This window comes from Microlunatus antarcticus, from assembly GCF_014193425.1.
GTDB classification, from domain to species: Bacteria; Actinomycetota; Actinomycetes; order Propionibacteriales; family Propionibacteriaceae; genus Microlunatus; species Microlunatus antarcticus.
In genome coordinates this window covers 3,032,042-3,052,561 of the sequence record NZ_JACHZG010000001.1, presented here as the reverse complement: position 1 = coordinate 3,052,561, position 20,520 = coordinate 3,032,042, and the positions used below count along the sequence as shown (strand labels likewise).

The 20,520-nt window shown below is 74.0% G+C and carries 20 protein-coding genes; 14 read left to right on the top strand and 6 right to left on the bottom strand.

The genetic code is table 11. The annotated features are described in order from the left end of the window. Positions 1–38: 38 nt before the first annotated feature. Positions 39–488 (top strand): iron chaperone, encoded by a 450-nt coding sequence (locus FHX39_RS14200; protein ID WP_183339436.1) that lies wholly within the window; start codon positions 39–41, stop codon positions 486–488. A gap of 19 nt (positions 489–507) precedes the next feature. Here FHX39_RS14200 and FHX39_RS14195 read toward each other — a convergent pair whose 3' ends face one another. Further along, positions 508–1,260 carry a sulfite exporter TauE/SafE family protein gene (locus FHX39_RS14195; protein WP_332836842.1) on the bottom strand — a complete coding sequence of 251 codons (753 nt, stop codon included), beginning with the start codon at positions 1,258–1,260 and terminating at the stop codon, positions 508–510. A 92-nt stretch (positions 1,261–1,352) separates the two neighbouring features. After that, entirely contained in the window at positions 1,353–1,850 is a 498-nt protein-coding gene (locus FHX39_RS14190; protein ID WP_183339434.1) for a hypothetical protein, read from the bottom strand. Positions 1,851–2,003: 153 nt separating this feature from the next. Here FHX39_RS14190 and FHX39_RS14185 point away from each other — a divergent pair, with 153 nt between their 5' ends. The 3 genes from FHX39_RS14185 to FHX39_RS21295 are packed head-to-tail and all read left to right on the top strand — an operon-like array spanning position 2,004 to position 7,481. Further along, complete coding sequence (locus tag FHX39_RS14185) at positions 2,004–2,522, top strand: AAA family ATPase (RefSeq protein ID WP_183339432.1); 519 nt, start codon at positions 2,004–2,006, stop codon at positions 2,520–2,522. A gap of 4 nt (positions 2,523–2,526) precedes the next feature. Further along, entirely contained in the window at positions 2,527–3,942 is a 1,416-nt protein-coding gene (gene uxaC / locus FHX39_RS14180; RefSeq protein ID WP_183339430.1) for a glucuronate isomerase, read from the top strand. Beyond that, positions 3,939–7,481, top strand: coding sequence for a glycoside hydrolase family 3 C-terminal domain-containing protein (locus FHX39_RS21295; RefSeq protein ID WP_332836841.1), 3,543 nt, complete (start codon positions 3,939–3,941; stop codon positions 7,479–7,481). The genes uxaC and FHX39_RS21295 overlap by 4 nt, the downstream gene beginning before the upstream one ends. Positions 7,482–7,485: 4 nt before the next feature. On the opposite strand, the gene FHX39_RS14165 is transcribed toward FHX39_RS21295, so the two are convergent. After that, positions 7,486–8,148: a trimeric intracellular cation channel family protein gene (locus FHX39_RS14165; protein WP_183339428.1), complete on the bottom strand. Its 663-nt coding sequence runs from the start codon at positions 8,146–8,148 to the stop codon at positions 7,486–7,488. Positions 8,149–8,238: 90 nt separating this feature from the next. On the opposite strand from FHX39_RS14165, the gene larE reads away from it, so the two are divergent. The 4 genes from larE to FHX39_RS14145 are packed head-to-tail and all read left to right on the top strand — an operon-like array spanning position 8,239 to position 12,035. Next, positions 8,239–9,108: an ATP-dependent sacrificial sulfur transferase LarE gene (gene larE / locus FHX39_RS14160; RefSeq protein WP_332836840.1), complete on the top strand. Its 870-nt coding sequence runs from the start codon at positions 8,239–8,241 to the stop codon at positions 9,106–9,108. After that, positions 9,105–9,770, top strand: coding sequence for a nickel pincer cofactor biosynthesis protein LarB (larB, locus tag FHX39_RS14155; RefSeq protein WP_183339426.1), 666 nt, complete (start codon positions 9,105–9,107; stop codon positions 9,768–9,770). Before larE ends, larB begins: the two co-directional genes overlap by 4 nt. Next, the gene (gene larC, locus FHX39_RS14150; RefSeq protein WP_183339424.1) at positions 9,767–10,978 is read left to right on the top strand and encodes a nickel pincer cofactor biosynthesis protein LarC; all 1,212 of its coding nucleotides are present in this window, start codon (positions 9,767–9,769) and stop codon (positions 10,976–10,978) included. The genes larB and larC overlap by 4 nt, the downstream gene beginning before the upstream one ends. Positions 10,979–10,988: 10 nt before the next feature. Further along, positions 10,989–12,035 carry a hypothetical protein gene (locus FHX39_RS14145; RefSeq protein WP_183339422.1) on the top strand — a complete coding sequence of 349 codons (1,047 nt, stop codon included), beginning with the start codon at positions 10,989–10,991 and terminating at the stop codon, positions 12,033–12,035. 105 nt (positions 12,036–12,140) lie between these two features. Here the strand turns inward: FHX39_RS14145 and FHX39_RS14140 are convergent, their stop codons facing one another. Further along, positions 12,141–13,451: a YbiU family protein gene (locus FHX39_RS14140; protein ID WP_183339420.1), complete on the bottom strand. Its 1,311-nt coding sequence runs from the start codon at positions 13,449–13,451 to the stop codon at positions 12,141–12,143. A 116-nt stretch (positions 13,452–13,567) separates the two neighbouring features. Here FHX39_RS14140 and FHX39_RS14135 point away from each other — a divergent pair, with 116 nt between their 5' ends. Then, a complete protein-coding gene (locus FHX39_RS14135) occupies positions 13,568–14,740 on the top strand; it encodes an ROK family transcriptional regulator (protein ID WP_183339418.1) in 1,173 nt (390 codons plus the stop codon). On the opposite strand, the gene FHX39_RS14130 is transcribed toward FHX39_RS14135, so the two are convergent. Beyond that, on the bottom strand, positions 14,707–15,333 hold the full coding sequence (locus FHX39_RS14130) for a dihydrofolate reductase family protein (RefSeq protein WP_183339416.1): 627 nt from the start codon (positions 15,331–15,333) through the stop codon (positions 14,707–14,709). The genes FHX39_RS14135 and FHX39_RS14130 overlap by 34 nt on opposite strands. Positions 15,334–15,413: 80 nt before the next feature. On the opposite strand from FHX39_RS14130, the gene FHX39_RS14125 reads away from it, so the two are divergent. From FHX39_RS14125 to FHX39_RS14110, 4 genes are all read left to right on the top strand, one after another. Next, a complete protein-coding gene (locus tag FHX39_RS14125) occupies positions 15,414–15,569 on the top strand; it encodes a hypothetical protein (protein ID WP_183339414.1) in 156 nt (51 codons plus the stop codon). A gap of 40 nt (positions 15,570–15,609) precedes the next feature. Then, on the top strand, positions 15,610–16,488 hold the full coding sequence (gene ygiD, locus FHX39_RS14120) for a 4,5-DOPA-extradiol-dioxygenase (RefSeq protein ID WP_332836839.1): 879 nt from the start codon (positions 15,610–15,612) through the stop codon (positions 16,486–16,488). A gap of 93 nt (positions 16,489–16,581) precedes the next feature. After that, the gene (locus FHX39_RS14115) at positions 16,582–17,109 is read left to right on the top strand and encodes a sigma-70 family RNA polymerase sigma factor (protein ID WP_183339412.1); all 528 of its coding nucleotides are present in this window, start codon (positions 16,582–16,584) and stop codon (positions 17,107–17,109) included. Then, positions 17,106–17,777, top strand: coding sequence for a zf-HC2 domain-containing protein (locus FHX39_RS14110; RefSeq protein WP_183339410.1), 672 nt, complete (start codon positions 17,106–17,108; stop codon positions 17,775–17,777). Before FHX39_RS14115 ends, FHX39_RS14110 begins: the two co-directional genes overlap by 4 nt. A gap of 12 nt (positions 17,778–17,789) precedes the next feature. On the opposite strand, the gene FHX39_RS14105 is transcribed toward FHX39_RS14110, so the two are convergent. Beyond that, a complete protein-coding gene (locus FHX39_RS14105) occupies positions 17,790–18,110 on the bottom strand; it encodes an L-rhamnose mutarotase (protein ID WP_332836838.1) in 321 nt (106 codons plus the stop codon). 121 nt (positions 18,111–18,231) lie between these two features. Here FHX39_RS14105 and FHX39_RS14100 point away from each other — a divergent pair, with 121 nt between their 5' ends. After that, positions 18,232–20,511, top strand: a complete 2,280-nt coding sequence (locus FHX39_RS14100; RefSeq protein WP_183339408.1) for an alpha-L-rhamnosidase — start codon at positions 18,232–18,234, stop codon at positions 20,509–20,511. The last annotated feature ends 9 nt before the right edge of the window (positions 20,512–20,520 follow it).

The window sequence follows — 20,520 nt, the reverse complement described above, 5'->3', positions numbered from 1 at the left end:
GAGGGCAGGGACGTCCGTCCCGCAGAGAAGAGGTCGCCATGTCCACCACCACCGACCAGCGCGTCGGCTTCAGCGAGGCCGAGAAGGCCGCGATGAAGGCCCGCCACGACGAGCTCCGTTCCTCCGGACGGGGCGGGGCGAAGAAGGCCGACGAGGCACAAGCCTGCCTCGACGCGATCGCGGCCCTCCCCGACGGGGACCGGGCGCTGGCCGAGCGGGTCCACGCCCTCGTGGGCGAGGTGGCGCCCGGGCTGCGACCGAAGACCTGGTACGGCATGCCGGCCTACGTCGACGAGCAGGGCAAGGTCGTCTGCTTCTTCAAGGCCGGGAGCAAGTTCGGGTCGCGCTACGCGACCCTCGGCTTCAGCGACGTGGCCCGCCTCGACGACGGCGACCTGTGGCCGACCGAGTACGCCGTCAGCCGGATGTCCGCCGAGGTCGAGGCAGCCGTCGGCGACCTCGTACGCCGGGCCGTGCACCCCGGCTGACGCTGGGGACTGAGCCGGCTCAGGGCTGGACGAGCAGGAACACGGCCAGCCCGAGCCCCGCGACCGCGACGACGACCCGGACGACGAGCTCGGGCAGGCGGCGCAGGATCCGCGGGGCGAGGGCGCCGCCGAGGACCATCCCGACGGCGAGGGGCACCATCGCCGTCCACGCGACCAGGTCCTGGCTGACGAAGACGAGCGTCGCGACCAGGTTGGCGAGCCCGAGGACCACGGCGCGGAGCGCGGTGATGCGGGAGAGCGGGTCGGTGAGGGCGAGCCCGAGCACGGCGACGACCAGCGTCCCCGCCCCGGCGCCGAAGTAGCCGCCGTAGACCGCGAGCAGGCCGATGGCCACCAGGGTGAACGGGTGGTGCTCGGACCACCGCCCGCGGTGCAGGCGCTGCAGCCAGGGGCGGAGCAGCAGCACGACGGCGCCCGTCGCGACGAGCCAGGGGATGACGGCGGTGAAGGTCGACTCGGGCAGCACGACGAGCAGACCGGCGCCGACGGCCCCGCCGAGCAGCCCCGCCGCGCCGAACCGGACGAGGCGTGACCGCATGCCGGTCAGCTCCTGGCGCGCGGAGCTCACCCCGCCGAGGGCGATCCCGGTCAGGGCGGCCGTGTTGGTGGCGTTGGCCGCCAGCGGCGAGAGCCCGACCGCGAGGAGGGCGGGGTACGACACGACCGACGCCAGCCCGGCGCCGTACCCGGTCAGCCCCGACCCGATGCCGGCGAGGAAGAGCAGGACGGCCTGCATCACCCCGGCGCTCACGCCGTCCAGTCTCGGGACCCACGTGCTCGGGGCCGGGGGGTCTCACGAGACGCGTACGCCGGAGCCACGGCTCCGGCGTACGCCCAGCGGGTCTAGCTCGTGACGGTGACGGTGAAGACCTCGGACTCGGACGCCTTCGCCTTGGACCCGCCCTCGTAGGCCACGAGGAAGTCGAAGCTCTGGCCGGCGATCTCGGGGTCCGTCTCCAGCGCGAAGGTGACGTTGCCCTTCTTGCTCGTCTTCTTCGTCGTGATGATGCCGCCGGTCTCGGCGTCGGGCGCGTCGAGGAGGACGAGCTCGAGCTTCTGCTTCGCGTACGCCTTGTACTTGCTGCCGGACTTGCGCGTCAGCTTCGCCTTGATCTCGATGTCGTCCCCGACCGTGACCTCGGCCGGCGCCTTCGCGCTGATCTTGGTCTTGGCCTTCGACGCCTTCTTGGCGACGTCCGCGTTGTCCGCGTGCCAGGCGTGGACCGACGACGTCGACGACGTCGCCGAGATCGTCGGGGGAGCGGCCTGGGCGGCCGACGGGGCTCCGACGACCAGCCCGGCCGCGAGTGCGGCGGCGGCGACGAGAGGGGTGATGCGCACGTGTTCTCCTGGTCGTCGGCGACCGGGCGTCGACGTGTTGTTCCGGTGGTCCGGTCAACCTAAGGGGCGCACTCCCCTCACACGGCGGAACCTGAGAGGAAGCCGTGTGTTCTCGGCCACGCGTCGGTCGGGGCCTCGGGCTAGGTTCGCCTCATGGGTCGGCGGAACTACCTCGTCGAGGGCGTCTCGGGGACGGGCAAGACGTCCGTCGCCGACGAGCTCTTGCGGCGCGGTCACCAGGCCGTCCACGGCGACCGGGAGCTGGCCTACCCGGGCGACCCGGCGACGGGTGAGCCGGTGCCGGGTGGTTCGCACGAGCACCACCTGTGGGACGTCGAGAAGGTCACGGCGTTGGTCGCCGACCGGAGCCGTCCGGCGACCTTCTTCTGCGGCGGCTCGCGGAACGTCGCCCGCTTCCTCGGCCTCTTCGACGAGGTCTTCGTCCTGCACGTCGACCTCGACACCCTGCGGCGGCGCCTCGACGCGCGGGGCGAGGACGAGTTCGGCGGGCGGGGGGAGGAGCGCGCGCTCGTCGAGCGGCTGCACCGTACCGGCGAGGACGTCCCGGACGGCACCGTCGTCGACGCGACCGCTCCGCTGACGGAGGTCGTCGACCGGATCCTCGCGCTCGCCGCCCGCCATGGTGACGACGAAGCCGCAGGACGAGCATGAGGTCATGCCCGACGTGACCCTCGCCCCGCACCCGGACCGGCTGCTGCCCGCCGACCCAGGGGTCCGCGCGATCGCCCGCGGGCTGCTCGACTCGGTCGCGGGGTTGCCGATCATCTCCCCGCACGGGCACGTGCCGGCGCACTGGCTGGCCGACGACGTCCCGTTCACCGACCCGACCTCGCTGCTGATCACGCCGGACCACTACGTCACGCGGCTCCTGCACGCGGACGGCGCGGAGCTGTCCACCTTCGGCGTCGGCGAGGGGCCGCTCACCGAGCAGCAGGCACGGGCGGCGTTCCGCGCTGTGTGCGCGCGGTGGGACGTCGTCCGCGGGACGCCGGTACGCCTCTGGTTCGAGGCCCAGCTCGTCGACCTCTTCGGCGTGGCCCTGCGCCCGAGCGCGGGCACGGCCGACCGGATCTACGACGCGGTGGCCGCGGCGCTGGCGACGGAGGCGTTCCGGCCGCGGGCGCTCTACGCCCGCTTCGGCCTCGAGGTGCTGGCGACGACCGACGACCCGTGCGACGACCTCGCCGCCCACGCCCGGCTGCGCGACGACCCGACCTGGACTGGCCGGGTCGTCCCGACCTTCCGCCCGGACCGCTACCTCGAGACCGCGCGCGACGGGTGGAACGCCGACGTCGACCGGCTCGGCGAGGTCAGCGGCGTCGAGGTGGGCGACTACGCGGGCTTCGTCCGCGCGCTCGAGGCCCGTCGCGCCCACTTCGTCGCGCACGGCGCGGTCTCCACCGACCACAGCCACCGCGACGCCCGGACGGACCCGCTCGACCCGGCGGAGGCGAGCCGCCTCTACGCCGCCGCCCGGCGCGGGCAGGTGACGGTCACGGAGGCGACGGCCCTGCGGCGCCACCTGGTCGGCGAGATGGCGCGGATGTCGTGCGACGACGGCCTGGTGATGACGCTGCACCCGGGCGTGTGGCGCGACCACCACCGGCCGACGTACGAGCGGTACGGGGCCGACGTCGGCACCGACATCCCCGTCGCGGTCGAGTACACCGACGCGCTGCGGCCGATGCTGAGCCGCTACGGCACGCACCCGGGCTTCCAGGTGGTGCTCTTCACCCTCGACGAGACTGTCTTCTCCCGCGAGATCGCGCCGCTGGCCGGCTTCTACCCGAGCGTGTACGCGGGCGCGCCCTGGTGGTTCCTCGACGCCCCGGACGCGATCCGGCGCTACCGCGCGGCGATCACCGAGAGCGCCGGCTTCGCCAAGACGTCCGGCTTCGTCGACGACACCCGCGCCTTCTGCTCCATCCCCGCCCGCCACGACCTCGCCCGCCGCATCGACGCGGGCTTCGTCGCCGGCCTCGTCGCCGAGCACCGGCTCGACGAGGAGGAGGCGTACGCGGTCCTCCACGACCTCGTGGTGACCAACCCCAGGAAGGCCTTCAAGCTGTGAGCACCGAGACGCGCCCGCGGCTGTCGCGCGACCTGCCCGGCACCCCGGCCGCACCGCCGGTCCGGATCGTGCACCTCGGCGTCGGGAACTTCCACCGCGCCCACCAGGCCTGGTACACCGCGCACGCCGCCGACGCCGACGCCTGGGGGATCGCCGCCTTCACGGGGCGCCGGCCCGACGTCGCCGACGCGCTCGCGCCGCAGGACGGGCTCTACACGCTCATCACCCGCAGCGCGGAGGGCGACGCGTACGAGGTCGTCGGCTCGCTCGCGGAGGTGCACCCGGCGGCCGACCACGAACGGTTCCTGGGCCACCTGGCCAGGCCCGAGGTCGCCGTGGTGACCATCACCGTCACCGAGCGGGGCTACGTCCTCGACCGCGACGGCCACCTCGACGCCGGCGACGAGGTCGTCCGGTCCGACGTCGCCGCGCTGCGGGAGGACCCGCGAGCCGCGGTCATCTCCATGCCGGCGCGCCTCGTCGGCGGGCTACTGGCCCGCCGGGCCGCCGGGGCCGGGACGATCACGCTGCTGTCCTGCGACAACCTCCCCGACAACGGGGCGGTGACCGCGAGCGTCGTCACCGAGCTCACTCGGCTGGTGGACGACACGCTGCCCGGCTGGGTCGAGGAGCACGTCGACTTCGCCACCTCGATGGTCGACCGGATCACCCCGGCGACGACCGACGAGGACCGCCGGCTCGTGGCGGAGACGCAGGGCTACGTCGACGCCGAGCCCGTGCCCACCGAGCCGTTCCACGAGTGGGTCGTGTCCGGACGCTTCCCGGCCGGCCGGCCGGCGTGGGAGACCGCCGGGGTGACGCTCGTGGACGACGTCACCCCCTTCGAGCAGCGCAAGCTGTGGCTGCTGAACGGATCGCACTCGCTCCTCGCGTACGCCGCGAGCATCCGCGGGCACGCCACGATCGACGAGGCGGTGGCGGACCCGCTGTGCCGGGCGTGGGTCGAGCAGCTGTGGGACGAGGCGTGCCGGCACCTGACCCTGCCGGCCGACGCGCTCACCGAGTACCGCCGGGCGCTGCTCGAGCGGTTCGGCAACCCGCGCGTACGCCACCTGCTGGCTCAGATCGCCGCCGACGGCTCGACCAAGCTGGGCGTCCGCATCCTGCCCGTGCTGCGGGCGGAACGTTCCGCGGGGCGCGTCCCGACCGGCTGCGCCACCACCCTGGCCGCCTGGGTCCTGCACCTGCGCGGCGCCGGGGCACCGGTCCGCGACGCCGGGGCGGGACCGGCCCGGGAGGCGGCGGCGGCCGAGGACCTGCGCACCGCGGTCGTCGGTGTCCTCGACGTCCTCGCGCCCGGGCTGGGCGACGACGCACCGCTGGTCGACGCCGTCCTGACGCAGGCGGAGGAGCTCCGGCCGACCCCGACCCCTGCCCCGACGGCCGACGACCGCGTCTGGCTCGACCCCGCCCGGGCGCCCCGCGAGCGGGCGCTCGCCCTCGTGGCGGCGATGACGCTGGAGCAGAAGATCGCCCAGCTGCACGGCGCGATGGCGACCGGCGTCGACCTCTACGCCCTCACCGCCGCGGCGCCGGAGAACGGCGGCGACCCGGACCTGGTGGGGGAGCCCGTGGAGGTCGTGCGGCACGTCGACGAGATCGACGAGCTCGGGATCCCGCGCTTCCGCATCACCAACGGGCCGGTCGGCGTGGGGCTGGGCGACGGCACGCCGAGCCCGGCCGCGACCTCGCTGCCCATGACGATCGGGCTCGCCGCCGGCTTCGACCTCGAGCTCGCCCGCCGCTACGGCGACCTGATCGGCTCCGAGACGGCGACGCTCGGCCAGCACGTGCTCGAGGGCCCGGGCGTCTGCCTGCACCGCACGATCGTCTCCGGCCGCAACTTCGAGTACTTCTCCGAGGACCCCTACCTGACCGGGGCCATGGCGGTCGCGGTGGCGCGGGCGATCCAGGACCACGGCGTCATCGCCATGGCCAAGCACTTCGTCCTCAACGACCAGGAGCACGAACGGTTCCGGACCAGCGTCGAGGTCGAGGAGCGCGTGCTGCGCGAGCTCTACCTGCTGCCCTTCGAGATGCTGGTCAAGGACGCCGGCATCGCCGCGGTGATGAGCGCGTACAACCGCATCCGGGGCGTGTTCGCGTCGGAGTACCGCCACACGCTGACCGAGGTGCTGCGCCACGACTGGGGCTTCGAGGGCTACGTCCAGTCGGACTTCTGGTCGGCCCGCTCGGCCGTCGCGTCGCTGAACGCGGGCCTCGACCACGAGATGCCGGACTCCAAGTGGTTCGACGAGCGGACCGTGAAGAGGGCGCTGGCCGAGACCGCGGTGGAGATCGAGACGGTCGACCGTGCGCTCGTCCGGCGGTTCACCCCGATGTTCCGCCTCGGGCAGTTCGAGCGCCCGTACGCCCCCGGCGCGATCGACGCCGTCGGCCACGGCGCGGCCGCGCGCGAGATCGGCGCGCAGATCGCCGTGCTGCTCAAGAACGACGGCGCGGTCCTGCCCCTCGACCCGCACGTCGGCTCGATCGTGATCATCGGGCAGTCGACGTTCGTGGACGAGGCCTGCCTCGGCGGCGGCGGCTCGTCCAAGGTCATCCCGCTCTACACGGTCCCGCCGCTGGAGGGCCTGCGCGACGTCCTCGACGATCTTGGTTCCAGCGCGGAGGTCACCAGGATCACCGTCGCCGACGACCTCTCGGACCTCGAGCGCGCCCGGACGGCCGCCACGGCGGCGGATGCCGTGGTGATCATGGCCGGGCTCGTGGCGACCGAGGGGTGGGACCAGCCCGACGCGCACCTGATGCACGACCAGGACCGCATGATCACCGAGCTCCTCGGGCTCAACCCGCGCACCGTCGTGGTGCTCAAGGACGGCAACCCGGTCCTCATGCCGTGGGTCGACCGGGCGCCGGCGGTCCTCGAGGTCTGGAACCAGGGTGCGGAGGACGGCCACGTCGTCGCCGACCTGCTCCTCGGCGTGGTCAACCCGTCGGGCAAGGTCCCGACCACCTACCCGCGCTCGGCCGACGACACCCTCCACGCCGGACGTCCGGAGCGCTACCCGGGCACCGACGAGGGCGACGGCTACCCGGTCATCCGCTACTCCGAGGGCCTCGAGATGGGCTACCGCTGGTTCCAGGCCCAGGGGATCGAGCCGCTCTTCGGCTTCGGCCACGGGCTCTCGTACACGACCTTCGTCCTCGACGACGTGGTGGTGGACACCGCCGACGCCGGCCGGCAGCCCATGGTCGTGACGGCGCGCGTCACCAACACCGGGACGGTCGCCGGGGCCGAGGTCGTGCAGGTCTACCTCGGGGTCCCGGTCGAGGGCGAGCCGCCGAAGCGCCTGGTCGGCTTCGGCAAGGTGCACCTCGCGGCCGGTGCCTCGGCTGCCGTGACGATCACGGTTGACCCGGCGGCGACGCACCACCCGTTCGGCGTGTGGGACGACGGGCACCGCGCGTTCGTGGTGGTGCCGGGGGAGTACACGGTCTTCGTCGGCACGTCCGCCGCCGACACCCCGCACCGCACGCCCGTACGGGTCGGCTGAGGCGTCAGGGTCGGGGGTCGACGCCGGGGCGGGGTCCGTGCCCGGGCGGGCGCGGCGCGTTCAGCCGGAACCGCAGCCCGAGCATCCGGACGGCGAAGCAGACGCCGGCCGCGGTGAGGGCGGCGGGCGCACCGAGGACCTGGTCGACGCCGACGCGGCTGGTGATCACGACCAGGGCGGCGGCGAGGAGAGCTGGGATGGCGTAGAGCCCCGTGCGCAGCACGTCGGGCACGCGGCGGATCAGCACGTCGCGGATGGTCCCGCCGCCGACCCCGGTGAGGGCACCGAGCAGGACGGCCTGGGCCGGACCCATGCCGAGCTCGAGCGCCTTGCCGGCCCCGCTCACCGCGAAGAGGCTGAGCCCGGCGGCGTCGAGCACGTGGATGGAGATCCGCAGCCGCCGCAGCTGGCGGCTGAAGCCGAAGGCGATCAGCGCCCCCGCGGCCGCCACGGCCAGGTAGCGCCAGTCGACGAACGTCGCCGGCGGCAGCGCGCCCAGCAGGACGTCGCGGATGATCCCGCCCCCGACCGCGGTGATGACGCCGAGCGTGAGGACGCCCACGAGGTCGACGTCCACCGCGCGGATGGCCGTGAGCGCACCGTTCAGCGCGAAGGCGAAGGTGCCGACCAGGTCGAGCACCAGCAGGACCGAGAGATCACCGGGCACCAGGACGGTCTACCGCACGGCGCGCCTCTGGACCGGCTCCGCCGGGGGTGAGCGCACCTGGAGGTGGGGGATTCGGACGAGGATGGTGAGGTGGTCCCCGTGAACGGCAGTGCTGACGTCCTGATCGAGCCGACGACCGAGACGGAGGCGCTGGAGGCGATCGCCCGGTCGCTGACCGGCGTCGGTCGCCTGGGCGTCGCGTTCTCCGGGGGCGTCGACTCGTCGGTGCTGCTCGCGGCCGCGGTCCGGGTCCTCGGGCCCAGCCGCGTCGTCGCTGTCCTGGGCGTCTCGCCGAGCCTGGCGGCCGACGAACGTTCCGCCGCGCACGAGGTCGCGAGCGTGATCGGCGCCGCCCTGGTCGAGGTGACCACCGACGAGGGCAGCCTCCCGGCCTACCAGGCCAACGACGCCGACCGCTGTTTCCACTGCAAGAACGAGCTCTTCACGCGGATCTCCGACGAGGTCGTCCGTCAGCACGCGCTCGACGCGGTCGCGTACGGGGAGAACCTCGACGACGCCGCCCGCTCCGACCGCCCCGGAAGCCGGGCCGCCGCCGAGCACCGCGTGCTGGCCCCGCTGCGCGACGCCGGGCTCGACAAGGCCGCCGTACGCCGCCTCGCCCGCGCCTGGGCGCTGCCCTGCGCCGAGAAGCCGGCCGCACCCTGCCTGGCCTCGCGGATCCCGCACGGTTCCGTGGTCAGCCCGGAGAAGCTGCGGCAGGTCGAGCAGGCCGAGAGCGGTCTGCGCCGCCTCGGCCTCGGCGACCTCCGGGTGCGTCACCACGACGAGATCGCGCGCGTCGAGCTGCCCGGCGAGGACCTGGCCCGCGCGGCGCAGGAGCCGTTGCGCAGCGCCGTGCGCGAGGTCGTGCTGGGCGCCGGGTTCCGCTACGCGGTGCTCGACCTGGGCACCATGCAGCCGGGCGCCTTCACCCTCACCGTCCTGCAGGGCCGCGCGTGAGCGACCCCCTGGCCGATTTCGCGGACCTCGACCTGGGACGTCAGGACCGTCGCGGCTACCCGGAGGCCGTCTACTGCGCGGGCAAGACGCCCGAGCAGGTCCGCCTGATCGCCGAGGCCGTGTCCGGCCGGCCGGACGTCGTCACGCTGTTCACCCGTGCGGGTGAGGAGCACGCGGCCGCGGTGCTCGCGTCGCTGCCGGACGCCGCCTGGGACCCCGAGGCCCGGCTGCTGGCCTGGCCGCCGACGGTCCCGCCCAGCACCGGCGGCCTCGTCCTGGTCCTGGCGGCTGGCACGTCCGACCTCCCCGTGGCCCGGGAGGCCTGGCTGACCGCGCGCTACCTGGGTCGGGAGGCCGAGCTCGTCGTGGACGTGGGCGTCGCCGGGCTGCACCGGGTCCTGGGCAAGCTCGACCTGCTGCGTTCCGCGCGGGTCGTCGTCGTGGCGGCCGGGATGGACGGAGCCCTGCCGAGCGTGGTCGCGGGCCTCGTGCGCGCGCCCGTCGTCGCGCTCCCGACCTCCGTCGGTTACGGGGCGTCCTTCGGCGGCGTCGCCGCCCTGCTGACCATGCTCAACAGCTGCGCGCCCGGCGTCAGCGTGGTCAACATCGACAACGGGTACGGCGCCGGCCACCTTGCCGCACAGATCGCCGAGCCGGCGTGAGGCACCTCTGGATCGACGCGTCGGCTGGCGTCGCCGGGGACATGCTGCTCGGGGCGCTGCTCGACGCCGGTGCCTCCCTGGCCGTCGTCCAGCGTGCGGTCGACGCGGTGGTCGCGGCCTCGGTCACCGTCGAGGCGCACCAGGTGACGCGCGCCGGGATGCGAGCCACGAAGGCCGACGTCGTGATGCGGGTGGACGACCCGCCGCACCGGGACTGGCGCACCGTACGGCGGATGGTCTCCGAGGCCGACCTCGCCGACCGGGTGCGGGCCGACGTGCTGCGCGTGTTCCAGAGCCTGGCCGACGCCGAGGCCCGGGCCCACGGGATCTCCGCCGAGGACGTGCACTTCCACGAGGTCGGGGCGCTCGACTCGATCGCCGACGTCGTGGGCGTCTGCGCCGCCGTGGCCGACCTCGGCGTCGAGGCGGTGAGCGGGAGCGAGGTGTCGGTCGGCTCGGGCACCGTCCGCATGGCGCACGGCCGCATCGCGGTGCCGGGACCGGCGGTCGTCGAGCTCTCGCGCGGGTGGCGGGTCCGCGCCGGCGGCGAGGGCGAGCTCACGACACCGACGGGCATGGCGCTGGTGGTCACCCTCGGCGACACCTGCGAGGACCTCCCGTCGATGAGCCTGGAGGGCTCGGGGACCGGCGCGGGCACCCGTGACGCGGCCGGCCGTCCGAACGTCACCCGCGTGTTCCTGGGGTCGCGCGCCGACACCGCGTCGACGGCCGCGTCGGAGGGCACCCCAGCGTTGGTGATCGAGGCCAACGTCGACGACCTCGACCCGCGGCTCTGGCCCGGCGTGCTCGCCGCCCTGCTCGACGCCGGGGCCCAGGACGCCTGGCTCGTGCCGATCCTCATGAAGAAGGGACGACCGGCCCACACGCTGCACGTCCTCTGCGCGCCCGACGCGGCCCCGCGGCTGCGCGACGTCGTCTACGCGCACACGTCGACGATCGGCGTACGGCAGGCCCCCACGACGAAGTTCATGCTGCCGCGGACGTGGGTGGACGTGCAGGTCGATGATCATGCCGTGCCGGTCAAGATCAGCCACGACGGCGGGGTGATCATCCGGGTCACGCCCGAGTTCGACGCCGTCGCCGGGCTGGCGCGGGCGACGGGCCGCTCCGAGCTGGACGCGATGGCCGCCGCGCTGGCAGCGGCCGCCTCCGCCGGGCTCGCGCAGGGCGCGCCGGCCCCGGAGTAGCGGCACCGCGATGGAGCCCGAGCACCTCGACGCCGAGGGCGCCCGCCTGGGTCGTGGACGATCGTGGCTGGTCCTCGGGGTCGTGCTCGCCGTCGTCGTCGGCCTCGTCGTCCTCCGGTTCACCTCGCAGGAACCGGACGTCTCACCCCGGCCCGCCCCGCGGCCGATGATCAGCGCGTCGGCGACCAGTCACACCTGGCCCGCCGACCTGCCGCCGGGCCTGCTGCTCGTCGGGTCGGCGGGGCGGGTCTACGCCGTCGACAGCCGCGACGGCAGGGTGACGCCGACGAGGGTGCCGGCCTACTCGAGCGAGACGTCGATGACCTCGTTGGGCACGGGCGTGCTCGTGTGGGGGGCCACGAAGCGCTCGAGGTCCGTCGTCATGTCCGACGGGTCCGTCCAGCCGGTGAGCGGAGCGCTGCGCACGGCCGCCGCGTTCCTGCCCGGCCCGGACGGCTCGGTCTGGGCGGCGGAGGACCCGGGCTCGAGGCGGACGACCTGGCGCCGGGTCGACGCGGACGGCAAGGCGTCCACGCGTGTCAGCGTCGACGGGGACGCGGCGAGCGACGGGGCCGGCGGCCTGCTGAGCGTCACCGACGCCGGCTTCCGCTCCGCCTTCCCGACGTCCTCCCGGGCCCGTCAGGTCGGTGACGTCATCGCGACCGGCCCCGACGGCTACGTCCGACGGACCTGCGCGCGGGGCGAGTGCCGCTTCACGCTGCACCGCCACGCCGAGGAGCCGGACAGCGTGCTGAGCACCGCGGTCGGCGAGGACACGACGGGCGGCACCCTCTCGCCGGCCAACCGGCGGCTGGCCGTGACCGAGACGGTCGGCGACACGAGCACCCTGCGGGTGAGCGTCGTGGGCACGGGCCAGATCGACGAGATCTTCGACCAGCCGCGCGGCAGCACACGCGACGCCGTCTGGCTCGACGACCGCTGGCTGGCCCTGATCAGCGTCGACCAGCTGATGCTCTACGACGCAGAGGATGACCGCGTCGTCGTCCCGGCCGTGCCGCTCAGCAGCCTCGGGCCGCTGGCGTGGCGCCCGGCGTAGCCGCGTAGCTCAGCACCCGACGCCACGTCTGCTCGATCTGGTGAAGTCTGCGCGCGTTCGAACGCGCGCAGACTCGACAAGAGCGAGCAGACGGGCGAAGGAGGGCTAGAGACCCAGCCCGCGCCGGCCGACCGCGTTGAGGTCCTCGGGCGCGAACCGGTTCGGCCAGCTCGCCTCGTAGTGCTCCTCGGGGAAGTCGTGCGGGCTCCGCCCGGACAGGAACGCCTCGCGCACGGAGGCGGCGTACGCGTCGTTCTTGGCGCACTGCGGTGCGGCCGGGATGTAGATGACGTTGCCCCAGCCCTGCTGGTCCGTCACCGGGGCGACCGCGTGGATCATGTCGCAGTGCCACCAGACGGAGTCGCCGGGCGCGACGTCGGGGATGCCGGAGAGGGCCCGGGTCAGGATGGCGTGGTAGCGCTCGTTCACCGGGAACGTCCGGTTGGGCTGCACCCCGCACATCTCCTCGGCGGGCACGTCGTCGAGCAGCGGGCGGAGCATCAGGTAGGCCATCGCCTTCGGGATCGGCACGGTGTGCAGGACGCCCTGGTCCCGCTGCATCTCGCTGAGCGCGGTCCAGCCCTGGAACGTGCGGAACGCCGAGCACATCGTCGAGCCCGGGTACTGCGCGGCCTCGGTGCGGTAGGCCGCGTCCCACGGGTCGTACGCCGCGACGTCGCCGGAGAAGAGGTGACGGAAGTGCTGCTGGTAGCCCTCGGTCATCCACAGGTCGAGCGTCCCGGGGTCGAGGTGGGTGCCGAGCCCGCCCGAGGTCGCGCCCGGCGGGCGGCGGCGGAGACGGTCGGGGTAGAGGGTGTCGACCTCGGGGTCGAACCACCGGCGCCCCTCGCTGTCGGAGGTCCAGCGCCGGTTGAGGAACGCCTGCACCGTCGCCATGCGTGGGTCCTGGCGCGCCTCCATCTGCGCGCGGGACCAGTAGACCGGGTAGATCTCGGGCTTGCTCATCTCCGAGCCGAGGGTGCCGAAGAAGTCGTCGGCCGGGCCGGCGTAGGTCTCGAAGAAGCGGTTCGACTCGACGTAGTCCACGACGTCGGCGTCCCAGGCCTCGGCCCGGGCGCGGTCGAAGTGGCCGCGCACGACGGCGCAGCCGCGCCGCTTCACCAGGGCCAGCGTCTCCTCCGTCACGGTTCCGGCTTCCACGTCGGCGTAGTCGACGACCGGCCAGACCTCCTCGCCGCGGGCCCGGGTGGCCTCGATGTCGGCGATCTCGCCCTCGAGGAACGTCTCGATCTCGTCGACCACCTGCGCGACCGTGCGGCCCGAGGCCTCGATGCGGGCGCGGATCGCCGCCTTGATCTCGGCCGTCGCGGCCGGAAGGTCGTCCGGGAGGGTCTCCCAGTGCGGCAGCCCGGAGCTGGGGCTGACGGGCGTGGCCGGGGTGGCGGTGGTGGTCATGCGCTGGGCCTCCAGGGGAATGGTTAGGACTCTTTCTGGTTCCGTGGCTGGAACTGTAGGACACCGTTCGGATAAAGTGCAAGGACTCCTAACCATTGATCTGACCCGAGGTGCCGATGACCGACGTGCAGGACCCACCGCGGGCGTCCCTCGCCCTGCTGCGTCGGATCACCGACCGGCACGTGGTGGACCAGCTGCTGCGCGGGGACAACATGACCCGGGCCGAGATCGCGGCGGTGACGGGCATCTCGAAGCCCACCGTGTCGGAGAGCGTGCGGCGCCTCGAGCTCGACGGGGTGGTGGTGGAGGCCGGGGCCGCGCCCTTGGGCCGGCGTGGACCCGCCGGCGTCCACTACCGGCTCCGCGAGGACCTGGGCGTCGCGCTCGCGGTCGAGGGCGGGCCGGACGGCCTCGTCGCGGAGCTCCTCGACGTCCGGGGGACCGTGCTGCGCCGCGTCGAGCGGGACACGCCCAGCCCGGTGACGGCCGCCGAGCTCGACCCGCTGCTGCTCGCCCTCGTCGCCGACGCGACGGGGGACCTGCCGGGACCCGTACGGGCGTGCTCGCTCTCGCTGGCCGGGCCGGTGGACCGGGGCTCCGGCCGGCTCGTGCACCTGCCGCACTCGCCGTTCGTCGTCGACGAGCTCGACCCGCGGGCGCTGCTCGCGCCGCTCGTCGACGTGGAGATCGAGGTCGACAACGACGTGAACTGGGCCGCGCTCGCCGAGCACGACGCGGGAGCGGCGGTCGGCCTGGACGACTTCTGCTACCTCCACCTCGGGCACGGCCTCGGGGGTGCGGTGGTCCACGACGGCCGGCTCGTCCGCGGTCACGCCGGTCTGGCCGGCGAGCCCGCGCACGTCCTGACCACCGGGCCGGACGGCCGCGCGCGGCGCCTGGTCGAGTGCTTCGGCGACCTCGGCCTGCTGCGGCCGGCCTCGGACACCATCGACGTCGAGGCGGTCGAACGTGTCCTGACCGGCGACCGCCGGGAGGACCACGCGCGTCGGGACGCGATCGTGACGGCGGTCGCGGGTGCGCTGGTCTCCGTGGCCGCGCTCCTCAACCCGGCGGCGATCGTCGTCGGGGGACCCTGGGCCGGAGCGGCCGGGTTCGTCGACCGCCTCGTCGCGCGGACCGGCGAGCTCCTGGTGCCCCCGACGCCCGTGGTCGTCGCCGGTCTGGGCCGGGCGGCCCCGCTGCTGGGGGCCCGGCTCGCGGCGACCCGGTCGCTGCAGGACGTGCTGCTCGGGCCTCAGCGTCCCGACGCTGCTGGCGTGGTGTCGTAGTCGGCGATGATCACGCCCGTCGAGGTGACGACGGTGCCGGTCAGCGTGAGGCGTGTCAGCGGCGCCGGCCCGTCGAAGAGGCGCGCGCCCGTCCCGAGCGTGAGCGGGTGGATGAGCAGGGTGTAGTGGTCGATCAGCCCGGCCGCGTGGAGCGAGCGCACCAGCGACGCGCTGCCGATGATCGAGAGGTGGCGGCCCGTCGTCGCCTTCAGCGCGGCCACCGTCTCGACGGCCTCGCCCCGCAGCAGGATCGAGTTCTGCCACGCGTCCGCGTCCTCGAGCGTGCGGGAGACGACGTACTTGGTCGCCGCGTTCATGTGCGTGCTGAACGGGTTGTCGTCGGTCCGGGTGCCCCACGCGGTGGTGAAGTCGGTCCAGGTCCGGTGCCCGAAGAGCATGTCGCCGGGCCGGGCGAGCCCCTTCCCGGCCTCCCGTGCCATCACCTCGTCGGCGTAGTCCTGGCCCCAGCCGCCGTGGGTGAAGCCGCCGCGCGTGTCCTCGTCGGGCCGGCCGAGACCCTGCACCACCCCGTCGAGGGTGAGGCTCAGGAACACGCCGACCGATCGGGTCCGACCGCCCGGGTCCGAGGTCATGGGATGTCCTTCCGCGTCGCCGATGACTTCACCCCGGTCGAGCGGTCGAGAGACCACCAGCCCGATCCGAGGAGAGCTCCATGACATCACCGACCGACGCAACCGTCGAGACGCGGACCCTGAGCGTGCCGGGGGCCGAGCTGACGTACGACGTCCACGGCGACCTGGCCACGGCGACCGCGGGCGCCCCGGCGCTGGTGCTGATCGGGACGCCGCTGGGGCCGACGGGTTCGTGACGCTGCGCGACGTCCTCGTCCGAGCCGTAGGGTCGGCCGGGTGACCGAGACCCCTGACCCGGCGGCCGGGCTGATGCCCGCCGCGTTCATCGGGCACGGCAACCCGATGAACGCGCTCGCGGACAACCGCTACACCCAGGCCTGGCACGCGTTCGGTCGTGCGGTGCCGAAGCCGCGCGCGATCCTCGTGGTCTCGGCGCACTGGTACATCAACGCCACCGCGGTCACGGCGATGCCGCGGCCGCGCACCATCCACGACTTCTACGGGTTCCCGCAGCCGCTCTTCGACGTCGACTACCCGGCCCCGGGCCTGCCGTCCTTCGTCGAGGAGGTGAGCGACACGGTGCACCCGACCTGGGTCGGTGCCGACGTGGACAGCTGGGGGATCGACCACGGGACGTGGTCGGTCCTGATGCACACGTTCCCCGACGCGGACGTCCCGGTGATGCAGCTGAGCATCAACGCCGACAAGCGCTTCGACTACCACCTCGACCTCGGCGCCCGCCTCGCCCCGCTGCGTGAGCAGGGGGTGCTGATCATCGGCAGCGGCAACGTCGTGCACAACCTCGGCGGCATGGACTCCCGGCTGCCCGACGCCGGCTTCGACTGGGCGCGGCGCTTCGACGAGCAGGTGCGGGCGTCGATGACCGACGACCCGACCGAGGTCGCCGCGCTCGACGGTCACCGCGACTTCGACGTCGCGGTCCCCACGCCGGACCACTACCTCCCGCTGCTCTACCTCGCCGGCCTCGCCGGGGCCGCCGACCGCGGCGCCGACGTGCTCGTCGACGGCTACGCGTACGGGTCGCTCTCGATGACCGCCTACACCCTCGACCTGGCGTGCCCGGGTGCCGGCGACGGCACCGCGCCCGCCGCGGCGCTGCCCGAGGGCGTGCCGCCCGACGGCTCGAACATGTGACTGCTGCGGCGTCCGGGCGCCCGTGCCGGTCGGGATGAACCATCGGGGCCTCTGCCCCGTCTGCTCTCACGACCGACCGACCAGGAGGTGGGGATGGAGGGTGCTGTCGAACCGGCGGCAGCGCTGCGCCAGCTGCACGAGCAGCACGGTGCCGCCCTGCTCGGCTTCGCCGCGCGCCTCACGCACAACCCCGACCTGGCCCGCGACGTCGTGCAGGACGTGCTGCTCCGCGCCTGGCGGCACCCGGAGATCGTCGCGTCCGACGAACGGGCGGCCCGGGCCTGGCTGTTCACCGTGACGCGCAACCTCGTGATCGACCGCTGGCGCAGCGCCGCCCACCGCCACGAGACGGCGACCGACGTCTCGACCCTCGCGGACCGGACCCCGACCGGCGAGGACGCGACGAGCGCGGTGCTCGACCGCTGGCTGATCGCCGACGCGTTGCGTGGCCTGTCGCCGCAGCACCGGGAGGTCGTCGTGGCCGCGTCGTACGAGGGGCGGCCGCTCGCCGAGATCGCCCGCACGCTCGGCGTGCCCGAGGGGACGGTCAAGTCGCGGCTGCACTACGGCCTGCGCAGCCTGCGGCTGCTGCTGCAGGAGAAGGGGGTGACCGCGCCGTGAGCGCCGTCGACCGCTACACCGAGTGGGACGCGGCGTACGTCCTCGGGGCCCTGCCGCCGGACGAGCGCGCCGAGTTCGAGCAGCATCTGGCCGGCTGCGAGCGCTGCCGCACCGCCGTCGGCGAGCTCGCCGGGATGCCCGGGCTGCTGGCTCGGGTGCCGCCCGTGGAGGCCCTGGCGATGGACGCCGACCCCGCGGGGGAGATCGAGCCCCCGCTCCCGCCGGCCCCGGCCTCGCCGCCCAAGCCCCTGCGTTCCAGAACCCGTCCGCGGTGGTGGCAGCTGGCGGCCGCCGCCGTCCTCGTCGCGGTGCTCGGTGGGCTCGGTGGCTACGGCCTCCGCGCGCTGGTCGAGCGCGACGAGGTGCAGCGGCTCGCGTTCTCGGCCGTGGTGCCGTCCCCGCTCACCGCCGTCGTCGACCTCGCGCCGGTGAACGGCGGGACCGACGTCCGGGTCGAGTGCCAGTACGCCGACGTGACGGAGGGGGAGCCGTACTCGGTGTGGGTCGTCGACACCGCCGGCCGGGGGAGCGAGGTCAAGCTCTGGACCGTCCGCCCGAACCGGGTCATGCACCCCTCGGGCGTCAGCCCGCTCGCGCTCGACGCGATCGCCGCCGTCGAGATCCGGGAGGGTGACGCCGGGCCCGTGCTGCTGCGCGCCCAGCGCTGAGCACCGGCGACCTCAGTCGAGGTGGAACACCTCGGGCAGGACCTGCCAGGCCTGGTCCGGAGCGCCCTCGCTCGCGAACAGCGCGGCGACGGACCGCTGCCACCGGTCGTTGACCGGTCCCTGGACGCGCCGCTGGATCGCGTCGAGGTCGTCGCCGGCGTCGGTCGAGACGAAGCCGACCAGGACGCCGTCGTCGCCGACGTAGAGGGAGTAGTCGTGCCAGCCGGCGTCGCGCAGGGCCGCGAGCATCTCCGGCCAGACCTCGGTGTGCACGCGGCGGTACTCCGCGACCTGGTCCGGCCTGACCTGACCCCTCAGGCAGTAGCGGGGCACGACGCCTCCTGAGGAGCTCGTTGAATCGTCACAGGAGCGTAGCGGTTGACAGGCTGCAGCCGGGGTGATTGCCTCGACTAGAACGTTTCATATCGCCTGTGCTTCGAACTCGAGGAGTGGAATGCCCGACTGGTCCGCCGTCCTGATCTCGCCCGACGAGGACTTCGACGGAGCCCCGCTGCTGCGCAAGGAGCTCCGGCTCGACGAGGGCCACGGGGCGGTCGTCCGCGGCACGCTGCTCGCCACGGCGCACGGCGTCTACGAGGCCTTCCTCAACGGGCGGCGCGTCGGGGACGACGTGCTCAGCCCGGGCTGGTCGAGCTACGAGTGGCGGCTGCGCTACAACGAGCACGACGTGACCGCGCTGCTCGCCGAGACCCCGGCCGAGGGCACGGTCCTCGGGCTCGCGCTCGGCAACGGCTGGTTCCGCGGGCGCCTCGGCTGGACGGGCGGTCGCGCCTACTACGGCTCCGAGCTCGGGGCCTTCGCGCAGCTGGAGATCGCGTACGCCGACGGCCACGTCCAGACGGTCGTGACCGACGAGTCCTGGACCGCCGGCCCGTCCGCGGTGCTGGCCAACGACCTCTACGACGGCGAGACGATCGATGCCCGCCGCCTCGACGACGGCTGGCTCCGGCCCGGCCACGCCGACCCGGCCTGGGGCGGCGTGCACCGCGGTGAGCTGGACCTGAGCACGCTGACGCCGTACATCGGGCCGCCGGTGAAGCGGATCCTCGAGGTCGCTCCGGTGAAGATCTGGACCTCGCCGTCCGGACGGACTCTCGTCGACTTCGGCCAGAACCTGGTCGGCTGGCTCCGGGTGCACGTCCAGGGACCGGCCGGGACCACCGTCACCCTGCGCCACGCCGAGGTCCTCGAGCACGACGAGCTCGGCGTCCGCCCGCTGCGGACGGCGCACGCGACCGACCGGTTCGTGCTCAGCGGCCGGGCCGACGTCTTCGAGCCCACGCTCACGTTCCACGGCTTCCGCTACGCCGAGGTCGAGGGCTGGCCCGGGGAGCTGACGCCCGACGCGCTCACCGCGGTCGTCGTGTCCTCCGAGCTGCGCCGGACCGGTGACTTCAGCTGCTCCGACGAGCTCGTCACCCAGCTGCACCGCAACGCGGTGTGGGGGACGGTCGGCAACTTCCTCGACGTGCCGACCGACTGCCCGCAGCGCGACGAGCGCCTCGGCTGGACCGGCGACATCGCCGCCTTCACGCCGTCGGCGGCCTACCTCTTCGACGTGGACGACTTCCTCCGCGACTGGCTGCGCGACGTCGAGGCCGAGCAGCGCGCGGCCGACGGGATGGTCGCGTTCGTCGTCCCAGACGTGCTCAAGCTCGTGCTCGCTGACGACCCCGACGCCAGCTCCTTCCCGCCCCAGGAGTCGACCGCGGTCTGGAGCGACGCCGCCGTCTGGGTGCCATGGGCGCTGTGGCAGGCGTACGGGGACCGCCGCGTGCTGGAGGACCAGATCGGCTCCATGGCCGCGCACGTGCGCCGGGTCGAGTCGCTCCTGTCGCCGACCGGGCTGTGGGACACCGGCTTCCAGTTCGGCGACTGGCTGGACCCGACCGCGCCGCCGGAGGACCCCATCCTGGCCAAGGCGGACCCGGGCGTGGTCGCGACGGCCTGCCTGTTCCGCAGCGCCACGCTGGTGGCGGAGACGGCCGAGCTGGTCGGGCACGAGGACGCGGCGCACTTCCGCGAGGTCGCGGAGCGGACGCGGACCGCGTTCGTCGAGCACTACGTGGCTGACGACGGTCGCATCACCAGCGACGCCGTCACCGTCTACGCGCTGGCGATCGCCTTCGGCCTGCTCGAGGGCGACCTGCAGGCCCGGGCCGGGGACCGGCTCGCCGAGCTGGTCCGCGAGGGCGGCCACCACATCCTGACCGGCTTCGCCGGCACCCCGTTCGTCACCGACGCGCTGACGATCACCGGGCACCTCGACGACGCGTACGCGCTGCTGCTCCAGCGGGAGTGCCCGTCCTGGCTCTACCCGGTGACCATGGGGGCGACGACGGTCTGGGAGCGCTGGGACTCGATGCTGCCCGACGGCACCATCAACCCGGGCCAGATGACCAGCTTCAACCACTACGCGCTGGGGGCGGTCGTGGACTGGCTGCACCGGACGGTCGCCGGCCTCGCGCCGCTGGAGCCGGGCTACGCCCGCGTCCTGGTGGCACCGCGGCCCGGGGGAGGGCTCACCTGGGCGAAGACCTCGCTGGAGACCCGCCACGGCGCGGTGGCGGTCGGCTGGACCCAGGCCGACGGGGCCGCGCTGGAGCTGGACGTGAGCCTGCCCGACGGGGTCACCGGCGTCGTCCGGCTGCCCGGCGAGGCGGACCGCGAGATCGGCTCGGGCACGCACCACCTCACGGCGGCGTCGGTCTGACGCCTGCGC

Bases quoted from the DNA above. Each gene is read 5' to 3' on its own strand.
- FHX39_RS14200 (WP_183339436.1), top strand. From the start codon at position 39: ATGTCCACCACCACCGACCAGCGCGTCGGCTTCAGCGAGGCCGAGAAG.
- FHX39_RS14185 (WP_183339432.1), top strand. From the start codon at position 2,004: ATGGGTCGGCGGAACTACCTCGTCGAGGGCGTCTCGGGGACGGGCAAG.
- uxaC (WP_183339430.1), top strand. From the start codon at position 2,527: ATGCCCGACGTGACCCTCGCCCCGCACCCGGACCGGCTGCTGCCCGCC.
- FHX39_RS14145 (WP_183339422.1), top strand. From the start codon at position 10,989: ATGGAGCCCGAGCACCTCGACGCCGAGGGCGCCCGCCTGGGTCGTGGA.
- FHX39_RS14140 (WP_183339420.1), bottom strand. From the start codon at position 13,451: ATGACCACCACCGCCACCCCGGCCACGCCCGTCAGCCCCAGCTCCGGG.
- FHX39_RS14135 (WP_183339418.1), top strand. From the start codon at position 13,568: ATGACCGACGTGCAGGACCCACCGCGGGCGTCCCTCGCCCTGCTGCGT.
- FHX39_RS14130 (WP_183339416.1), bottom strand. From the start codon at position 15,333: ATGACCTCGGACCCGGGCGGTCGGACCCGATCGGTCGGCGTGTTCCTG.
- FHX39_RS14125 (WP_183339414.1), top strand. From the start codon at position 15,414: ATGACATCACCGACCGACGCAACCGTCGAGACGCGGACCCTGAGCGTG.
- FHX39_RS14115 (WP_183339412.1), top strand. From the start codon at position 16,582: ATGGAGGGTGCTGTCGAACCGGCGGCAGCGCTGCGCCAGCTGCACGAG.
- FHX39_RS14100 (WP_183339408.1), top strand. From the start codon at position 18,232: ATGCCCGACTGGTCCGCCGTCCTGATCTCGCCCGACGAGGACTTCGAC.